Source organism: Salibacterium sp. K-3 (assembly GCF_054052005.1).
In genome coordinates, this window is the sequence record NZ_JBSVZE010000002.1 from 504,717 (window position 1) to 520,359 (window position 15,643).

A 15,643-nucleotide genomic window follows, 5' to 3' on the forward strand; every position below is an offset into this window, starting at 1 on the left:
GAAAAAAGGAAACCTGCCAATAAACAGATTTCCCGAGTATATCATGTTATTTTTCTTTTGCCTGCAACGATCTGGCTTTGGTAATAGAACCTAAATATAAGTTATCGTACGCCTCCTGAGACGATTTAAACGCTCCTCCCAGTCCATGATAATTGGTGTTGGTGTACATGGGATTGACTCTCCCTGTTTCCCTTTCCCGTTCACTTATATGAGCCTCCATTCGTTCCTGAAGCAGTGTTACTACTTCCGGTTCTTCCTCTGCTAGATTATGATTCTCTTCTGGGTCTTTCACTAGATTATATAACTCTGTCATAGGTTTAAAATGAAAATCGGGTTCCAATGCTTGAATTAATTTCCACTCTGGCGTCCGCCATCCATGTTTTCTCATCCACGTGCATTCTGTAATATAAAATTCAGAAACCCTGGAAATCTCCTCTCCTTCCATCATCTTCATCAAGTTTCTACCGGTACCATTATTACCGTTTTCGATATCAAGTATATCTAAAATGGTTGGCATAAGATCTTCAATTAACGTCACATCTGAAAACCTTTTTCCAGCCGGCAGCTTCCCAGGGTATTTTAAAATAAGCGGAACTACCAAACAGTTATCATACATTCCATGGTGATCAAAATAACACTCATGTTCATAAAGGGTCTCCCCGTGATCAGAAGTAACAATGATTAGCGTTTCTTCTTCAATTCCAAGATCCTCTACTGTTTGAAAAATGTTCTGAATGCACGCATCCATATAGGCAATCGAACCCTCGTATTGAGCGGAAACGTACTGTTCATCCGTTACTCCTTCAGGAATCCAGGATTTTAGAAAATCAGCATGAGGCTTGAAATTATAAACAGGCTCCATGGACGTATTAGAGGGATCTTTTTCATCGCGATCATAGAACATTCTTTCAAAAGGACGTGGCGGTAGATATGGGGAATGAGGATCCATATGACGGAGAAATAAGAAAAATGGTTCTTCTTCCTGCTCTAACCGTTTTAATTCTGGAATAGCAACGTTGTTTAAGTTTTCTGCTTTTGGACATCTTCCCGTTTCATCCGGCAACCACGCCTCATAATCTAAGTAGTTTTGAAATCCTCTCGAAGATGGATTATTAGTAAAACCTACACAAGTTGTTTGATAGCCATTTTCTCCTAGAATTTCTGCAAGAGTTTTTTTATTTTCATCACCAACGGGACCTTGATGTCTAAGACCAACAACATTAGTGTCAAAACAATCCCCACCCATCAGCATATTTGCATAAGCCGGGGTTGTAGGTATGCTTGGGCTGAAATGTTGTTCGAATAATACCCCTTCCTCAGCAAACCTATCAATGTGGGGCGTTGTCTGATGATGATACCCATAACTACTCATATAATCCCGTCGTAAACTATCTATTCCAAAAATAATAACATTCGGCTTTTTCATAAATCATGCACTCTCCTTTCATAACTTTTCTGCTTCTTTGAATATATTTTTTGTATCGAGTGTTTTTTTGCTTAAGTCTCGGTATTTTCCAGGCGAACAACCAACTTGGCGCGTGAACAACCGGGTGAAAAATGCAGGGTCTTCATATCCAACATCCATAGCAATAGATATTATTTTTTCGGAACTTTCTGATAATAATATCTTAGCTCTTTTGATACGAATATGATGTACCGCCTCTACGACCGTTTGCCCTGTTTCTGTTTTAAATACTCGATTCAAATGCCTTGAACTAATGTTATAAAGTTCTGAAAGACCCGCCAAGGACACCTTTTGATCATAATGGCGTTCAAGATATCCCCATATGCGCTGCACAAGAATTTTTCTTTCCTGATGGTTCACTTTTAAATGTTTTGTAGAGCTCTGTTGTTCTCGATAAATTCTAGATAGCTCCATCAACATTTGAATTAATTGAAGGCGTATTAAGGTGGAATATCCCGTTTTTTTGTTTTCAAACTCCTTCGACATTTTTTCAAATTGAATGTAAATATCATCAGCACATGAACCTCTTAAATTCAAACAATGATGGAATCGCTCTTTTTTATTTAAAAAGGGATGAATGTAAAAATAATCCATTGATTCTGAAATACCTAAATCACTCAGCCAAATGTCATCAATAAGTGTGGAAAGAAACAGACAATTTATGATTTTAAGTTCTTTTCCTGACAAGAGATTGTACGTATGAACTTCTCCGGGATTAATAATGAATACATCACCTGCACAGACTTCATAACTTTCCCCTTCAAAAATGTGCTCCGCATTTCCTTTGGTGACATAAACCAATTCAATAAAATCATGTACGTGAACGGGGGGGATATTTTTTTCCGTATGAACCTTGTGATTAATCCAGAAAGGAAATTTCTTTTCGCTCATAAATTGGCTACTTTTCAGTTTCTTCATAATCCATTCCGCCCTTCTTATTGATAACCGGACTTGTCGCGATTCTTATAACACTTTCAAAAACAATTATCCGGAGTAAGCCATTGTCGTAAATAGTGCTAACGGCTCCTGGGACGTATCGAGGCGACTGTGTTGTACCACAATTGGAACGGAACTATTCACTTCAATTGCATAAGGTATGTCCCTTGGCACTTCCTGGCCATTCTCATCAATCATTTCATCCAATCTAATATGGTGTGTTCTTTTGGGACTACATTTTGTTGTAAAGGTATTCATAGGAGCACGGTCTTCAAAATAAAAGGTGAGACGTATCAAAGCAGGCTCTTCTTCTAAGTTAAGAACACACACCGCTTCATGACTGATCTGCTCTCCTGAACTTTTAGGCTGTAGAAAGCCATCAGGAATAATCCATTTCTGGTTTCCTATCATTGTACTGCCCCTTTTACACTTGGAACTTCTATAACCGCACCGTTTTCCATTTGAGAGCGAATTGCTGCTTCTATCACCTCTTGACCAGCCAGGGCATGAGCTCCAGAGGCTTCCATATCACGGGGTTTCACTCCTTCTTTCACTTGTTTAACAAAATGATCCAATCTATTTTTAAATGTTTCCTGAAAATTTCCGACTCCTGTCATGATTGAGTTACGAAGAACGGTTAGTTCATCCTTATCATGCGGAAAGAAGGTTAAATTTTCATAGACATTATCAATCACAAACCTGCCTTTATTCCCTGCTACTTCGCAATATTCAATCGGATGACGTCCTGTCATGTCATAGCTTCCTGTTAAATGCCCGACAGCGCCAGTTGAAAACTCAAGATTAATAGAAGCAGTAGACCAGATTTCTCTTCCAGGCGCCTTAGTCATAAACGATTGAACTCGTTTAATATCTCCGGCATAGTAACGCATTACATCTATTGAATGGGGATGAAGCGCACGTAGATGAAACCATGGGCTTGTTTCCTTTGGATTCCGGATAGTAAGTTTCATGTTTAAAAATAAAAGCGTCCCCAGGCTCCCTTCCTCTATTAACTCCTTTCCTTTATAAGCCGCTGGTACAAATCGATGATTTAAATTGCTCACCAATCGCACATTCTTTTCTTTTGCCAAACGAACCATTTCTCTTGCTTCTTCAATATTATTAGATATGGGTTTCTCCACAAGCACGTCTTTTCCTGCTTCTATTGCCATAATTGCCGGTTCAAAATGGTCCCCGCCATTCTCCTCCCCAGCTGTTGCAATGCTTATCATATCTATTTCTTCATCTTCAAGCATCACCTTTATGTCTGGATACGCTTTACAACCATGCAATTCCGCCATGGCTTCCGCTCGTTCTTCTATAATATCGCAAGCTGCTACCAGCTCTGCCTCAGGGTTTTGGCTGTAATACCGACAATGAACCTTTCCAATATTGTTTACACCTACTACTGCTACTTTAATCATTCAATAACTCCCTTTCTTTGTTTAGATTCCTGAAAAAGTCTGCTCAAATAACCGTGGCTTTCCGCGGCAATCGCTGCTACGTTTGGCAGTTCATATTCTTTTGCTCCAATGATTTCTAAAACAGTCGCTCCTGTATATCCTGTATCGACCATTTTATCGACGACTGCTTTTAATGGAACCGATCCTCTTCCTGCAATCTGATATTCTGGAGGAGCAATCTTCAACTGCTCCATAAAAGTATCGCGGATATGGGTATGAATAATATAATTTTGAAGTGCATCAATAGCAGCAACCGGATCGTCCCCTACACGACCAACGTGTGTCGCATCAAAGTTCAATCCCAGTGCTGGGTCTTTGACTTCATTCACGAGCTGCAAAGCCGTTTTCGTATTATATATACTTTGACCGTAGTGCAGTTTTAAAGCATAACGAATACCAACATCGCCCGCGGCTTTCGACAGCTCTTCTATCGCTCGAATCGATTCTTCTGTTTTCTCCTCATTATCAGATTCTCCAGAGCTTCCTGAGGTTACCATTGGAATGCCAAGTTTAGCTGCTCTTTCAAACACTCTTTTTGTACGCTCGCGATTTTCGGGAACTAAAATATTTGTTGCCGCTTCCACACAGTAGAGTTCAAGCTCTGCTTCTTCTGCCATATTACGAATCTCCGCTAATTCATTATCATCAGCTGCATCTGTTAAATGTTCTGCCATTCCCACAATAGAAGCCAATTCAATACCCTCGTACCCGCTAAATTTTATATGCTCTATTGCTGTTCTTAAATCATAACCGCCAAACAATACAGAATTTACTCCTAGCTTCATTCATTTCTCCCCCTTTAATAATTTTAATATTAAAATAAATTAGAGAATTTTTCATTGTTAATTAAGCCATCAAAAGAGTCTATACAGTCTATATCTTCTTTCCGATTTAACCTTTTACCGCACCTGCCGTCATACCCGATACAATGCGTTTATTAAAGAAAATAAACAAAAGCAGCATCGGAATACAAATTAAGATGACATTGGCAAATAATAAATGATAAGAGGTGCCAAACATCCCGGTATAGTTATACAATGTCAGCTGTACCGTAGCATTTTCCGCACCCGGAAAGAAGTACAGCATGTTCTCAAAGTCGTTATACACTTGAATCGAGGATAAAACGATAATCGTAGCCGTTACCGGTTTAAGTAATGGGAAAATGATCTGAAAGAACAACCGAAGCGGACCACAGCCGTCAATCAAAGCCGCCTCGTCCAGCTCCTTTGGAATGGTAGCAACAAAGGCTCTGTAAAGAATACAAGCGAAAGAAAACCGCAACGCCGTTTCTAGAAAGATGATGCCCGGAAACGTTTTAAACAGCCCCAACCCTTGCAGTACCCAAATCGTCGGAACAATCGCCGGCGGAATCATTAATCCAATTAAGACTAAATAATTCAAATATCCCGCTATCCCTTCTCTCCGCGCCAATACGAAAGCAGCCATCGAACAAACGATAATTAATAGGCTGATGGTGAATATCGTAATGATCGCACTATTGAAAAAAGCAAGAAGCAACCTTCCATCGTTTGCTGTTATAACTTCTCTATAGTTAGAAAGAAACTCAAACGAACTTGGCCAGGACAATTTCAATTGTGCAGCTTCTGTTGACGTTTTCATTGAATTTATCAATACGAAATATGCCGGTACTCCAAAAAATAAAAGCGCAAACAAAGTGCCAAAGATCTCAGCAATAAGGGTTCTTTTGCTTTTTTTCTCCTTTTTTGTGTATTTAACTGTTCTTTTATCGGAGAGTTCACGGCCTTTTTCATATTCAACACTCATAAGTCCACCTCTTTTCGATTAATAAATTTAAAGACAGGAAAGGCAACGCATGCCACAAATAAAAATAAAATTACATTACCTGCAGTAGCCAGTCCATAAAAACCGCTGGCGTACTGTTTATAAATAATAGAAGCCAGCACATCGGAGCTAAAGCCAGGTCCTCCTCCTGTCATCGCCCACACGAGATCAAAATTTCGAAGTCCATCAATAAGCGCCAGAATAATAACCGTATTGATCGCCGGCCGCGATAAGGGAAGGGTGATGTGCCAGAATTCCTGAAACGCATTTCCCCCATCTATCTTCAAAGCTTCTTTATACTCCCCAGGAATGGCCATGATTCCCGCTATAAATATAACCGTAGCGATACCTACCCCACGCCAAATATCAGTAAAGGCAACAGAAAAGATAGCTAGATTCGGATTTCCGAGCCAATTAACCGCAGGTAGTCCGAATAAATTGAGCCCGTTATTAATAATACCGTCTGTTGGATGCATCATCACACCAAAAGTAGCCCCCACTGCAACAGCACTGATAAGTACAGGAAAAAAAACAATAGACCGAAGAATATCTTTATTTCTGATTTTAGAACAAAGAAAAACTGCTATTAATAAACCTAAGATGACTTTTCCTGTTACAGCTGTTCCTGCAAAAAATAAAGTGTTTCTAAAGCCTATCCGCAAGGACGGACTTTCAAAAAAAGTGACAAAGTTTTCAAATCCAATAAACTCCCAATCCGTAAGGGTCCACCACGTCATGCTGTAAAAAAAGGACATCAACGTTGGAAACAGAAAAAACACAAAATAAATAATGGCAGCCGGTAAGAGAAAGTAGTATGAATACATACGGCCATTAATGGCATTCATGGAAAACCCCTCCTTTTAGTTTGAGAGAACCTATTGTTCCCGAAAGATTCATAAGTTCTCTCCCGTTATTTAACCTTACCAGCCCTCAATTCCTAATTGATCAGCCTGCCTTTTCGCATCTTTATCATACGTTTCTGCCCCTTCTTCAGGAGAGGTGAATCCTCCCCCTACTTCAGATAAAATTTGCGGCAAGTTCGCTCCTTTGATTGGACTTACAAACTCCAATGCTGGAGCTGTTCTTTCTTCATCAAAATATGGCTGCATTTCTTTTACCGCTTCATAGGCATCATCTGGTATCTCTGCGCCTTCTACTACGTATGGGCCAACACTTTCAAACTCTTCAGCAAAAAGCGTTTGCCCTTCCTCTGACATATAAAACTCAAGCCATTCTTTCGCTGCTTCCTGTTTCTCAGAAGCTTGGCTGATTAATATAGCATTTGGCATCCAAACCGTAAAACCAGGTTCATGCTCCCCATCAGCAGGTTGAGGGAAAATACCAATATCCTCTATTTTCTCAGGATGATTATCTTCTATCGTTGGTAATACATTAGATAAATTTGCAAAATGGGCTGCTTCGCCAGTTGCCAGCATGGCCATTCCTTGTTCATGGGTTGTCGCATTAAAATCTTCATTGTAAAAATCTCTTCCTCCAGGGCCAAGTTCATAGGCTTTTTCGAACCCACGAAGTGCTGCTGGAGTATCTGCGAATTTTGCATCCCCGGCTGTATAATCTTCTGCAAAATCCGGCTCCAGTTTTTGTACATTATAATAATCTGCTAAAACCGGTATTTGTGTTCTTGAAATTTCATCAAACGATCCAACAGCTGCGGTATAACCTGCATCTTTTACAATCTCCATATTTTCCATTAATTCGTCCCATGTTTCAGGGATCTCTAAATCGAGCTCTTCGTAAATCGCTTTGTTATATAACCATCCTCCAACGTTACTGGATTGGCTGGGAACACCATATATCCCATCATCGAAATCAATGGTGGTTTTATAATCATCCATAATTTTATCCATATATGGTTCGTCTGATAAATCAACAAAATTTTGTGTAGGATTAATGGTTTCCAGCAGGGCTCCGGTATTAAAAATAATTAAGTCAGCAATATCGCCTGTAGCCAACCTCGTTTTAACCAAATTTTCTCCTTCCGGACCTCCTGGGCGTGTATCAAATGTCACGGAAATATTCAACTCTTCTTCTGCTGCTTCTGCTACAGCTTCAAGGCCGCTTGTATTAACCGAATCAGCGACTAAAAAATCTAATTCTACTGTTTCTTCTCCTTCACTTCCCCCAGCACTACTTGAATTTCCTCCATCACTACATCCCACCAGTCCCATAGACAACAGCAGGACACCACTCGTCAAAAACCATTTCGATTTGCACTTCCCCATTTTACTTCCTCCTTATTGGTACCGCTTTCAAAATTTTTGTGCCTGATTGACTTTATCCGTCACGGAACAATGTTGTATTTTAATTTATTATTTGAAAATTTAGAATTTTAATGACAATATGTGACATTGAAATACTCTCCAAGCCAACGTTTACACCCTTTCATTCTTTGCCGTGTGAACTTTGCATACCTCCATGACCCTGCCATTTTCTATTTGTGATTGGATAGCTGCTTCGATTATCTCCAGTCCAGCCAGTGCATCAGCTCCCGAAGCATCCATATCACCTGGTTCCACTCTATTTTTTACTTGATGGACAAAATGAGCCAGTCGGTTTGTAATTGTTTCATGAAAACGACCCACCCCCGTCATAATAGAATTTCGAAGGACTAATAGATCATTGCTGTCATGCGGATAAAAAGCAAAGTGTTCATAAACATTATCAATCACAAACCTGCCCTTGTCCCCTGCCACTTCACAGTACTCAATGGGATGACGTTTTGACATGTCATAACTGCCTGTTAAATGTCCTACAGCCCCTGAGGCAAATTCAAGATTGATAGAAGCAGTAGACCAACTATCCCTTCCTGGAGCTTTCGTCATAAAGGACTGCACTCGGTTAATCTCTCCTCCAAAATATCTCATGACATCAATTGAATGAGGATGCAGCGCACGCAAGTGAAACCATGGACTTCTATCTTTTGGATTCTGAATGGTAAGTTTCATGTTTAAAAATAAGAGATTACCTAATTTGTCCTCCCTTATTAGTTCTTTTCCCTTAAATGCTGCAGGAACGAAACTATGATTCAGATTACAAGCAAGACGTGTATTTTTGGCTGTAGCTTTTTGAACCATCTTTCTCGCTTCGTTTATATTATTTGAAAGAGGTTTTTCTACGATGACATCTTTTCCGGCTTCTATAGCTATCATGGCCGGAGTATAGTGATGGCTTCCATTTTCTTCACCAGCTGTAGCTATGCTGACAATATCAATCTCTTCGTTTTCCAACATAACTCTAACATCTGTATAGGAATTAGCATTATATTGCTTTGCTGCATTTTGTGACCGTTCTTTCAATAAATCACAGACAGCTACCAGTTCTGTATATTCATGGTTGTTGTAAAAATGACAATGAATGTTACCGATGTTATTTACCCCTACTACTGCAGTTTTGAAAATGATATCCCCCCTTTTTTTATTGATCAGTTATCTTAATATTAAAACATTTTAAAAGTGTTTTCATAGTTAATAAGGACAATTTTTATAAAGTGAAACCGTTGTCAACATCCTTGATCGCTGATATCATGTTCCATTACGCCAATTTTAAGCTCTATCTTGAATCCTTCAGCGATCCGACGGAACACGTGCTGGTGGAGAACCTGCGGGAGGCGGATGCGTTCATTCCGGAACTGTCACTGATAGCGTTGGACAGCGGGGAGCAGATCGTCGGTCACATTCTGCTCTCCCGGATCACCATTGAAGATGACAGGGCCGCTGTGGATTCTCTCGCGCTTGCGCCTGTCTCGGTGGCGCCGGAACACCAGAATCAGGGCATCGGCACGCAGTTGATGCATGATGTGCTGAGACGGGCCGGAGAGCTTGGGTTTTCGTCGGTCGTTGTGCTCGGGCATCCGGAGTATTACACCAAATTCGGCTTCGAGCGGCGCGGATCAGTGGGACATTCAAGCGCCGTTTGAGGTCCCGCCCGAAGCCTTTATGGTGCTGGAGCTTACAGAATATGCTTTGGACAAGGTGCAGGGTGGGATCGTGCAGTACTCATGGCCTTTTTGGGAGGAATAAAAAAAGATGACTGCCCTGCCGAATGCTGTGGGTACCGCCAATAAGTTTGAGCAAAACGGCAGGGTGGTTCTCGGAGGAGGATTAGGTCCCCCCCTTTCGGTCTGTATCCATAACGTTCCTCAAACATGGTGTGCAGTTCAGGACTTGCTTCTTTGAAACCACGAAGTTTACGTGTGTTGCCCACTTGGTGTTGCATTCGTCTGAAACCATGTAGATGACTTTCTCTACCGCCTCCTCAGAAGGAAGACTGTTCATTGTCTTCAAACGTTTCTTAAATTCCTTCATGGTGCGCTCAAAGATAATCGTCGTGTAAATCATCGGGCGTTCTCCTGGACGAAAGAACGGACCATATCGTCCAATTGATTTTCGAGGTTATTTTGTCCTATACTTGTAGACATGAGGTAGGGCATCTCCTTTTACTAGTTGATTTGGTCGTTAACTATGAGAATACCCTGCCTCTTTTTTTGTCTTCAAGAGCTTTACCTCGAAAGCTATTTCCTGCATTTCTTTTTCTGTTAGCTCATCTCCATTTATATTAGCTTCTTTACTAAACGCATCATAATGATGAACCTTTATGGACTTCAAAGTAAATCCCCCTTTGGTTGATTTGAAAGAACTTCTCTACTTTACAATTACTACTTTCTGTTCGCTCTAATTATCTTAATTACAATTACTTCAGTGATGTTTATATAATCGCTTATTCCAGAATATTGCCTGATTGTTGAACATCAAGGTTACATAGAAAAAACGAATTTGGTGTCTTCTATTTATCGAATGTTAACGAAAAGGAAGGAATCAGCTCATCTAATCTATCTTGTATTGGTTGTTCAACTACGTTTCCTAATTCAGCTGACAATTGCTTCTCCTCTGGAGATCCATCCCCCGTCAATAACGTGTCGAGCGTTCGCGGATTAATGATGTCACGAGGAGAAAGAACTAGTCCCTTCATCATAAAATACTGTTGGTACATAGAAGGATCGTTCTCCTCGATTGCCAATTTCACGGCCTGTTTGACATACAAATCGAAATACTTTTGTGCAAAGGACACCCCTTTTAATGGCTCAGCCCCCACATGTTCGACCCCTTTCCAACGTAAATCCGCAACAGAACTCAGCCACCATGCCGGTTCAATCACCTCTTGCATGCGCTGTAATACCTGGCGTTCGAAGTGGGGTTGAAAGGTATGACGATGTTCATGCAAACAAATGTCTAACATTTCGGCTTCAATCGCAGCTACGGTCATCCCTTGTCCATAGATGGGATCAAAGTTACAAAACGCATCGCCCAACACGAGTAATCCAGCTGGCCAATCTTCCATTTGTTCAAAGTGTTGACGAACTGATTCGGGTGTACGATAGCCTCGCGGAGCACCAATCGGTTCCAGCTCTTTAACTACTTCCGCTAGTCTAGGGGTAGGGAGTTCAAGCAATTCTTGTTCATATTCTTCCGCGTTAGTTGATGGATAGTGGGCACCACCTGCGCTAAACAGTAACGTTTGAGCCATGTTATCTTCGATATACCCTAGCATCCCCGCACCAATTCCTTTATCCGGTTGTGCTTCCGAAATTACGCTTCCCCATTTCTCTTTGACATGTGGGGGAACTCGATAATAGCGTGTACTATAGCCAAGAGATACCTTTAGACGTTCTGGTTGTGGCACTTCAAGTCCCATATCTTCAAGCCATTTAATAAGCTTGGAATAACGTCCACTTGTATCCACTACTAAGTCAGCAGCCACTGTTCGTTCTTGTTTTTGTCCACTTCGTTCTTTTATATGAACACCTGTCACTTGACTTTGATCAACCGATGTTTGTAGAGATGTCACTGCTTGCCTGGAAAGAAAATGAATATTTGAAATCCTTTGTACACGCTGGAGAAACGTCCACTCCAATAGTGCTCGACTGTTTTCTGCATTTTTTTCAGGAGGAGTCATTTGCAGAAGCCCGTACGAGGTGAATAGGCTCTTTTTTTCATTTTGTGTGGGATGAGCCCCTTGAGCTAATAAATCATCGACATAGCCAGGGAAAAAACGTTCCATAATCATACTTCCGCGTGGTAGTACACGATGAGGGTGAAAAGCTTGAGGCGTACCTGGACGAATAGACGGCTCTTGGGGTATCTCATTTTGTTCTATAATTATCACTTCCTGATAATAATCAGAAAGAATGCGGGCCGTCAGTAAGCCTGCAATGCCCCCTCCAATCACGATAGCTTCCCCTTCTTTTATTTGATGAGAATTTAACGGTTTTTTCATCTTAACGGTCTCCTTTTTCTGATTTCCCACCAAATGGGATTAAACTTGCAATAACAGTACTAGTCAAACCTTTGCAATGACTCGAATAAACGTCTTAAATGATGCAATAAGCTGGCTTTTTCCTCCGGAGTCCAATCAGCCAACGCTTCACGCATCACTCGCTCACGGGCAAGGCTGATCATTGCATTGATTTCTCCCCCGTATTTCGTCAATTCTGACACTCGAATGCGGGAATCGGAACTTGATGGATAGGTATGAACCAACCCGGCGGTCTCTAACTTATCGATTTGTCGACTCACGCTTGAATAGTTTTTCCCCATCATGGCAGCCAAATCACTAACGCTAGTCGTTTGGAGATGCGCGATGCCAACAAAGATGCGAAAGGTTGCCGGCTCCAAATTCACGCCTGCATTAGCAATCATTTTCTTGTCACGATCCGGCCGATTGATAATGGAAACCAAATCGATCAGCGCTTTAAAAATCTCATTTTCCATAATTATTCACCTTTACAACCGGACGGGGAATGAGCGGGGCATTCCAGGCCTCTTCGATCTCTTCCAGCGCATACTCTTTTGCGGCCATTTTTATCTCCCCCTCGGCTGCCATTTCAAAAACACCTTTAACAGCGGATAGCATATCAGCTTTAGAAACACTCTTATCTCCGCTCCCTACCAGTTCAATTGTTGATGAGCGCAAAATCGTTGAAGGTAAATTAATGCTTTCTTGTCCAGATGAAGTTCCAATGCTTACAAAACGAGTTGCACGATCCGTATTTGTCTTGGCAAGAGCTGCCATGATGGTGAACGCGCTATCGCCCCAAAGGTAATCCAATATAACATCTACACCATTGGTAATAACTGGAGTGATGGCTTTTTCAAACGTTTTTTGTCCGTCGGCGACTGTCATATCAAATGCAATGGCCTCATCGGCTTCAAGTGCTTGCAACTTTGATTCATTGCGTCCCGTTGCAATAATCTTCTTGGCCCCCAAACCCTTGGCAATCTGAACTGCTAAACCACCGGATGCACTAGTAGCGCCATTAATTAATACCGTTTGACCGGATTTGAAGCCTGCTCGAAATACTAATGCAGCCCATGACGACATAGCCGGGTTAGCAATTGCGGCAGCGGTGAGATCATCAATTCTATCCGGTAAACAGACAGTCAGCTTTTCAGTGACAATCGTTTGCGTAGCCAAGCTCCCATACGGTGCAACAGGCAGTGCAAAGTAAACACGAGTTCCATCTTCCAAAGTTCCAACCCCATCAATACCGGCTACAATTGGAAAATCTACTTTGGATGAGTAGTGCATGCCCATTGAACGGAACTTGCTAACCCGACTTAGTGCTGATGCCGTAACGTTAATTAATACTTGCCCATCTGTCATAACGGGAAAATCAAAATCACCCATTATGGGAATGGTCCCCTTATCCTTTACGATTGCTGCCTTCATAGTTATTAATTCCTTCTTCCGCTTTTTTGAAATTATGTGCGTATTGCACATAATATAGTATAACATCAGTTATGTGCAAAATACACGTTTTATTTCAAATTCATTTCCGATCAATTTTCATGTTAGCACTTATAAGGAAACGTTTGAGCGCAGTATATTTTTTAAATTTTATTCCATTAATTGGCCCTATAAATCAATAAAGAGCGCCATTCACTACTTCAGAATTGTGCCCGATGATTGAAGACTTGAAATTGAGATAAGATCCGCTCTTTATGAACCGATTTCGGAATAAAATTTGAGTTGAGTGCGGACGATATCGAACAAATATCCACCCTCCTTATGCGGAATTTCCCGAATCGGACTGAGCCGGCGTGCCGGGGAGCACGTTGACACTTTCACGCAAAACAGGCGCTTATTCCTTACTTAAGGAAAGCGCCCGATTCTTGAACAAAAAGTAATTCAATTCATCAAGGGGCAGTACCAGCGAAGCTGTCACCAGGGGGTTAATTAGATAGATGATAAAGTGAAGATTTGACTTAAACAAGGATTTGTTGGGCATAGCAATCCCAAACCGCTTTATCCGTATTGATCTCGGTTGTGGGAAGCCTGCCCTTCTCCCTGTTAGCCCTCTTCCGAATCATCCGTTGAGAAGGCTAGCTCCTTCTGGGACTCCAATTCCTTGAGCCGGTTCGAGTGGGCTTGATGGAGTACCTGATAAGAGTCGCTGCCGAGGGTTAATCTTTTCGGCGCCGGATGCTGATCGACGCTATCGATCATGATCTTCACCATCTTGGCTGGATCACCAATCGGAGGAACAGTACTGTCTTCAAGGCTCTTTCTTACTACTGCAGTCGGAGAAATATCGTAGGCATCCAATTTGGGAGCCATCTTTGCAGCCTGCTGTTTGAAATTCGTGCGTGCACCGCCCGGCTCTACAATCGTAAGCCCGATGTTAAACGGATCAACTTCCCCCATCACTGATTCGATAAAACCCTCGATTCCCCATTTCGTCGCGTGATAGAGGGAGCCTCCCGGATAAGCAGCTTGGCCGCCGACCGAAGAAAGCTGAATAATCCGTCCTCCGCCCTGCGTACGCAGGTGCGGCAGGGATGCTCGCACCAATTGAATGGGGCCGACCAGGTTGGTGTCAATCTGATGGGTGATCTGGTCGTTTATCAATTCTTCCGCTGCGCCGAATAGACCGTAGCCTGCATTGCTGACGACAACATCAATTTTGCCCAGTTGTTGGAAAGCTTCGGCGACGACCTTAAACACCTCCGGCGTGTCGGTCATGTCAAGATGGGTCACCCATAGAAGATCCCCGTACGCCGTTTTAAGATCGTCCACCGAATTCAAATTTCGTACAGTACCTGCTACGCGGTCGCCGCGCTCCAGAAGCTGTTCAGCCATATGCCGTCCAAAGCCGCTGTTGATTCCCGTAATTAACCATGTCCGTCGAGTCATTTTCCCATCCTTCTTTCTAAAAAGATTTCGGTCATATTTTTAACTAACCGGTTAATTAAATTATAAGCTTTTTTTAACCATTTAGTCAATGATATAATGTAAACAACCATTCACGAATCAACGAATTTGAAATGAAGGATGATGAGCATGGGAAAAGCCGAAGCAACACGTGAAAAAATTTTAAACGCCGCCCTGGATGAGTTCGCTGCATTTGGAATCGCCGGAGCCCGAGTGGGAAGAATATCCAAGAAGGCGGCATGCAATAAAAATTTGATCTATGTTTATTTTGAGAGCAAAGAAACACTCTTTGCCACTGTTCTACAAAAATATATTGATCGTGCATTCGAAGAGATTCCTTTCACGCCGCGTGATCTCCCCGGTTATGCGGTCAAAGTATTTGACTTTGCCATGACAAACCCCAAACTAATAAGGTTGATGAGGTGGGCCCACCTGGAGGAAGTATCGGTGAATCTCTCCGAACGAATGGCTATCTACAGGGAGAAGCTGCAGCAAATCACAGATGCTCAAAATTCCGGTCACATTAGCGATGTTTTTCCTCCCAGCGTGCTGTTAGCGACCGTCATGACTCTGGCTACTGCCTGGACGCCAACAAATCCTTTCGGTCCCGTACTTGATTCTGAGGTCACGGAGAACCTGGATGTGTTAAGAGAATCCATCTCCAGAGAAATCACGTTAATGGTTCAAAGGACGTAACACCTAAGACACGCGCTGATCAAGCGTTCTTGAAAAGTAAGCGTCAAATAAG

General features: G+C 41.9%; 15 protein-coding genes and 2 pseudogenes. 2 read left to right on the forward strand and 15 right to left on the reverse strand.

Going from position 1 to position 15,643, the window contains the following annotated elements; all coding sequences use genetic code 11:
• Positions 1 to 46: 46 nt before the first annotated feature.
• The 9 genes from ACW9JV_RS14660 to ACW9JV_RS14700 all read right to left on the reverse strand — a co-directional run bounded on the left by ACW9JV_RS14660 (position 47) and on the right by ACW9JV_RS14700 (position 9,113).
• Positions 47 to 1,426, reverse strand: coding sequence for a sulfatase family protein (locus tag ACW9JV_RS14660; RefSeq protein ID WP_457335725.1), 1,380 nt, complete (start codon positions 1,424 to 1,426; stop codon positions 47 to 49).
• Between the two features lie 18 nt (positions 1,427 to 1,444).
• A complete protein-coding gene (locus tag ACW9JV_RS14665; protein WP_457335727.1) occupies positions 1,445 to 2,383 on the reverse strand; it encodes a helix-turn-helix domain-containing protein in 939 nt (312 codons plus the stop codon).
• A gap of 66 nt (positions 2,384 to 2,449) precedes the next feature.
• Positions 2,450 to 2,812, reverse strand: a complete 363-nt coding sequence (locus tag ACW9JV_RS14670) for a sensory rhodopsin transducer (RefSeq protein WP_457335729.1) — start codon at positions 2,810 to 2,812, stop codon at positions 2,450 to 2,452.
• Positions 2,809 to 3,825 carry a Gfo/Idh/MocA family protein gene (locus ACW9JV_RS14675; protein WP_457335731.1) on the reverse strand — a complete coding sequence of 339 codons (1,017 nt, stop codon included), beginning with the start codon at positions 3,823 to 3,825 and terminating at the stop codon, positions 2,809 to 2,811. Before ACW9JV_RS14675 ends, ACW9JV_RS14670 begins: the two co-directional genes overlap by 4 nt.
• Positions 3,822 to 4,649 carry a sugar phosphate isomerase/epimerase family protein gene (locus ACW9JV_RS14680; RefSeq protein ID WP_457335733.1) on the reverse strand — a complete coding sequence of 276 codons (828 nt, stop codon included), beginning with the start codon at positions 4,647 to 4,649 and terminating at the stop codon, positions 3,822 to 3,824. The genes ACW9JV_RS14675 and ACW9JV_RS14680 overlap by 4 nt, the downstream gene beginning before the upstream one ends.
• Positions 4,650 to 4,755: 106 nt before the next feature.
• Entirely contained in the window at positions 4,756 to 5,649 is an 894-nt protein-coding gene (locus tag ACW9JV_RS14685; protein WP_457335735.1) for a carbohydrate ABC transporter permease, read from the reverse strand.
• Complete coding sequence (locus tag ACW9JV_RS14690) at positions 5,646 to 6,512, reverse strand: carbohydrate ABC transporter permease (RefSeq protein ID WP_457335737.1); 867 nt, start codon at positions 6,510 to 6,512, stop codon at positions 5,646 to 5,648. Before ACW9JV_RS14690 ends, ACW9JV_RS14685 begins: the two co-directional genes overlap by 4 nt.
• A 75-nt stretch (positions 6,513 to 6,587) precedes the next feature.
• The gene (locus ACW9JV_RS14695) at positions 6,588 to 7,910 is read right to left on the reverse strand and encodes an ABC transporter substrate-binding protein (RefSeq protein WP_457335739.1); all 1,323 of its coding nucleotides are present in this window, start codon (positions 7,908 to 7,910) and stop codon (positions 6,588 to 6,590) included.
• Positions 7,911 to 8,060: 150 nt separating this feature from the next.
• Positions 8,061 to 9,113, reverse strand: a complete 1,053-nt coding sequence (locus tag ACW9JV_RS14700; RefSeq protein ID WP_457336074.1) for a Gfo/Idh/MocA family protein — start codon at positions 9,111 to 9,113, stop codon at positions 8,061 to 8,063.
• A gap of 98 nt (positions 9,114 to 9,211) precedes the next feature.
• Between ACW9JV_RS14700 and ACW9JV_RS14705 the strand changes: the two are divergent.
• Positions 9,212 to 9,707 (forward strand): annotated as a pseudogene (locus tag ACW9JV_RS14705) (GNAT family N-acetyltransferase).
• A gap of 106 nt (positions 9,708 to 9,813) precedes the next feature.
• Here ACW9JV_RS14705 and ACW9JV_RS14710 read toward each other — a convergent pair.
• From ACW9JV_RS14710 to ACW9JV_RS14735, 6 genes and pseudogenes are all read right to left on the reverse strand, one after another.
• Positions 9,814 to 10,031: pseudogene (locus ACW9JV_RS14710) on the reverse strand (IS256 family transposase); the annotation flags it as partial.
• Between the two features lie 111 nt (positions 10,032 to 10,142).
• Complete coding sequence (locus ACW9JV_RS14715) at positions 10,143 to 10,292, reverse strand: hypothetical protein (protein ID WP_457335741.1); 150 nt, start codon at positions 10,290 to 10,292, stop codon at positions 10,143 to 10,145.
• A 178-nt stretch (positions 10,293 to 10,470) separates the two neighbouring features.
• Positions 10,471 to 11,961, reverse strand: a complete 1,491-nt coding sequence (locus ACW9JV_RS14720; protein WP_457335743.1) for an FAD-dependent oxidoreductase — start codon at positions 11,959 to 11,961, stop codon at positions 10,471 to 10,473.
• Positions 11,962 to 12,020: 59 nt separating this feature from the next.
• Positions 12,021 to 12,455, reverse strand: a complete 435-nt coding sequence (locus ACW9JV_RS14725) for a MarR family winged helix-turn-helix transcriptional regulator (protein WP_457335745.1) — start codon at positions 12,453 to 12,455, stop codon at positions 12,021 to 12,023.
• Positions 12,445 to 13,413, reverse strand: a complete 969-nt coding sequence (locus ACW9JV_RS14730; RefSeq protein WP_457335747.1) for a quinone oxidoreductase family protein — start codon at positions 13,411 to 13,413, stop codon at positions 12,445 to 12,447. The genes ACW9JV_RS14725 and ACW9JV_RS14730 overlap by 11 nt, the downstream gene beginning before the upstream one ends.
• A gap of 621 nt (positions 13,414 to 14,034) precedes the next feature.
• Positions 14,035 to 14,877 (reverse strand): SDR family oxidoreductase, encoded by an 843-nt coding sequence (locus ACW9JV_RS14735; RefSeq protein WP_457335749.1) that lies wholly within the window; start codon positions 14,875 to 14,877, stop codon positions 14,035 to 14,037.
• Positions 14,878 to 15,024: 147 nt separating this feature from the next.
• Between ACW9JV_RS14735 and ACW9JV_RS14740 the strand changes: the two genes are divergently transcribed.
• Positions 15,025 to 15,591, forward strand: a complete 567-nt coding sequence (locus ACW9JV_RS14740) for a TetR family transcriptional regulator (RefSeq protein ID WP_457335751.1) — start codon at positions 15,025 to 15,027, stop codon at positions 15,589 to 15,591.
• The last annotated feature ends 52 nt before the right edge of the window (positions 15,592 to 15,643 follow it).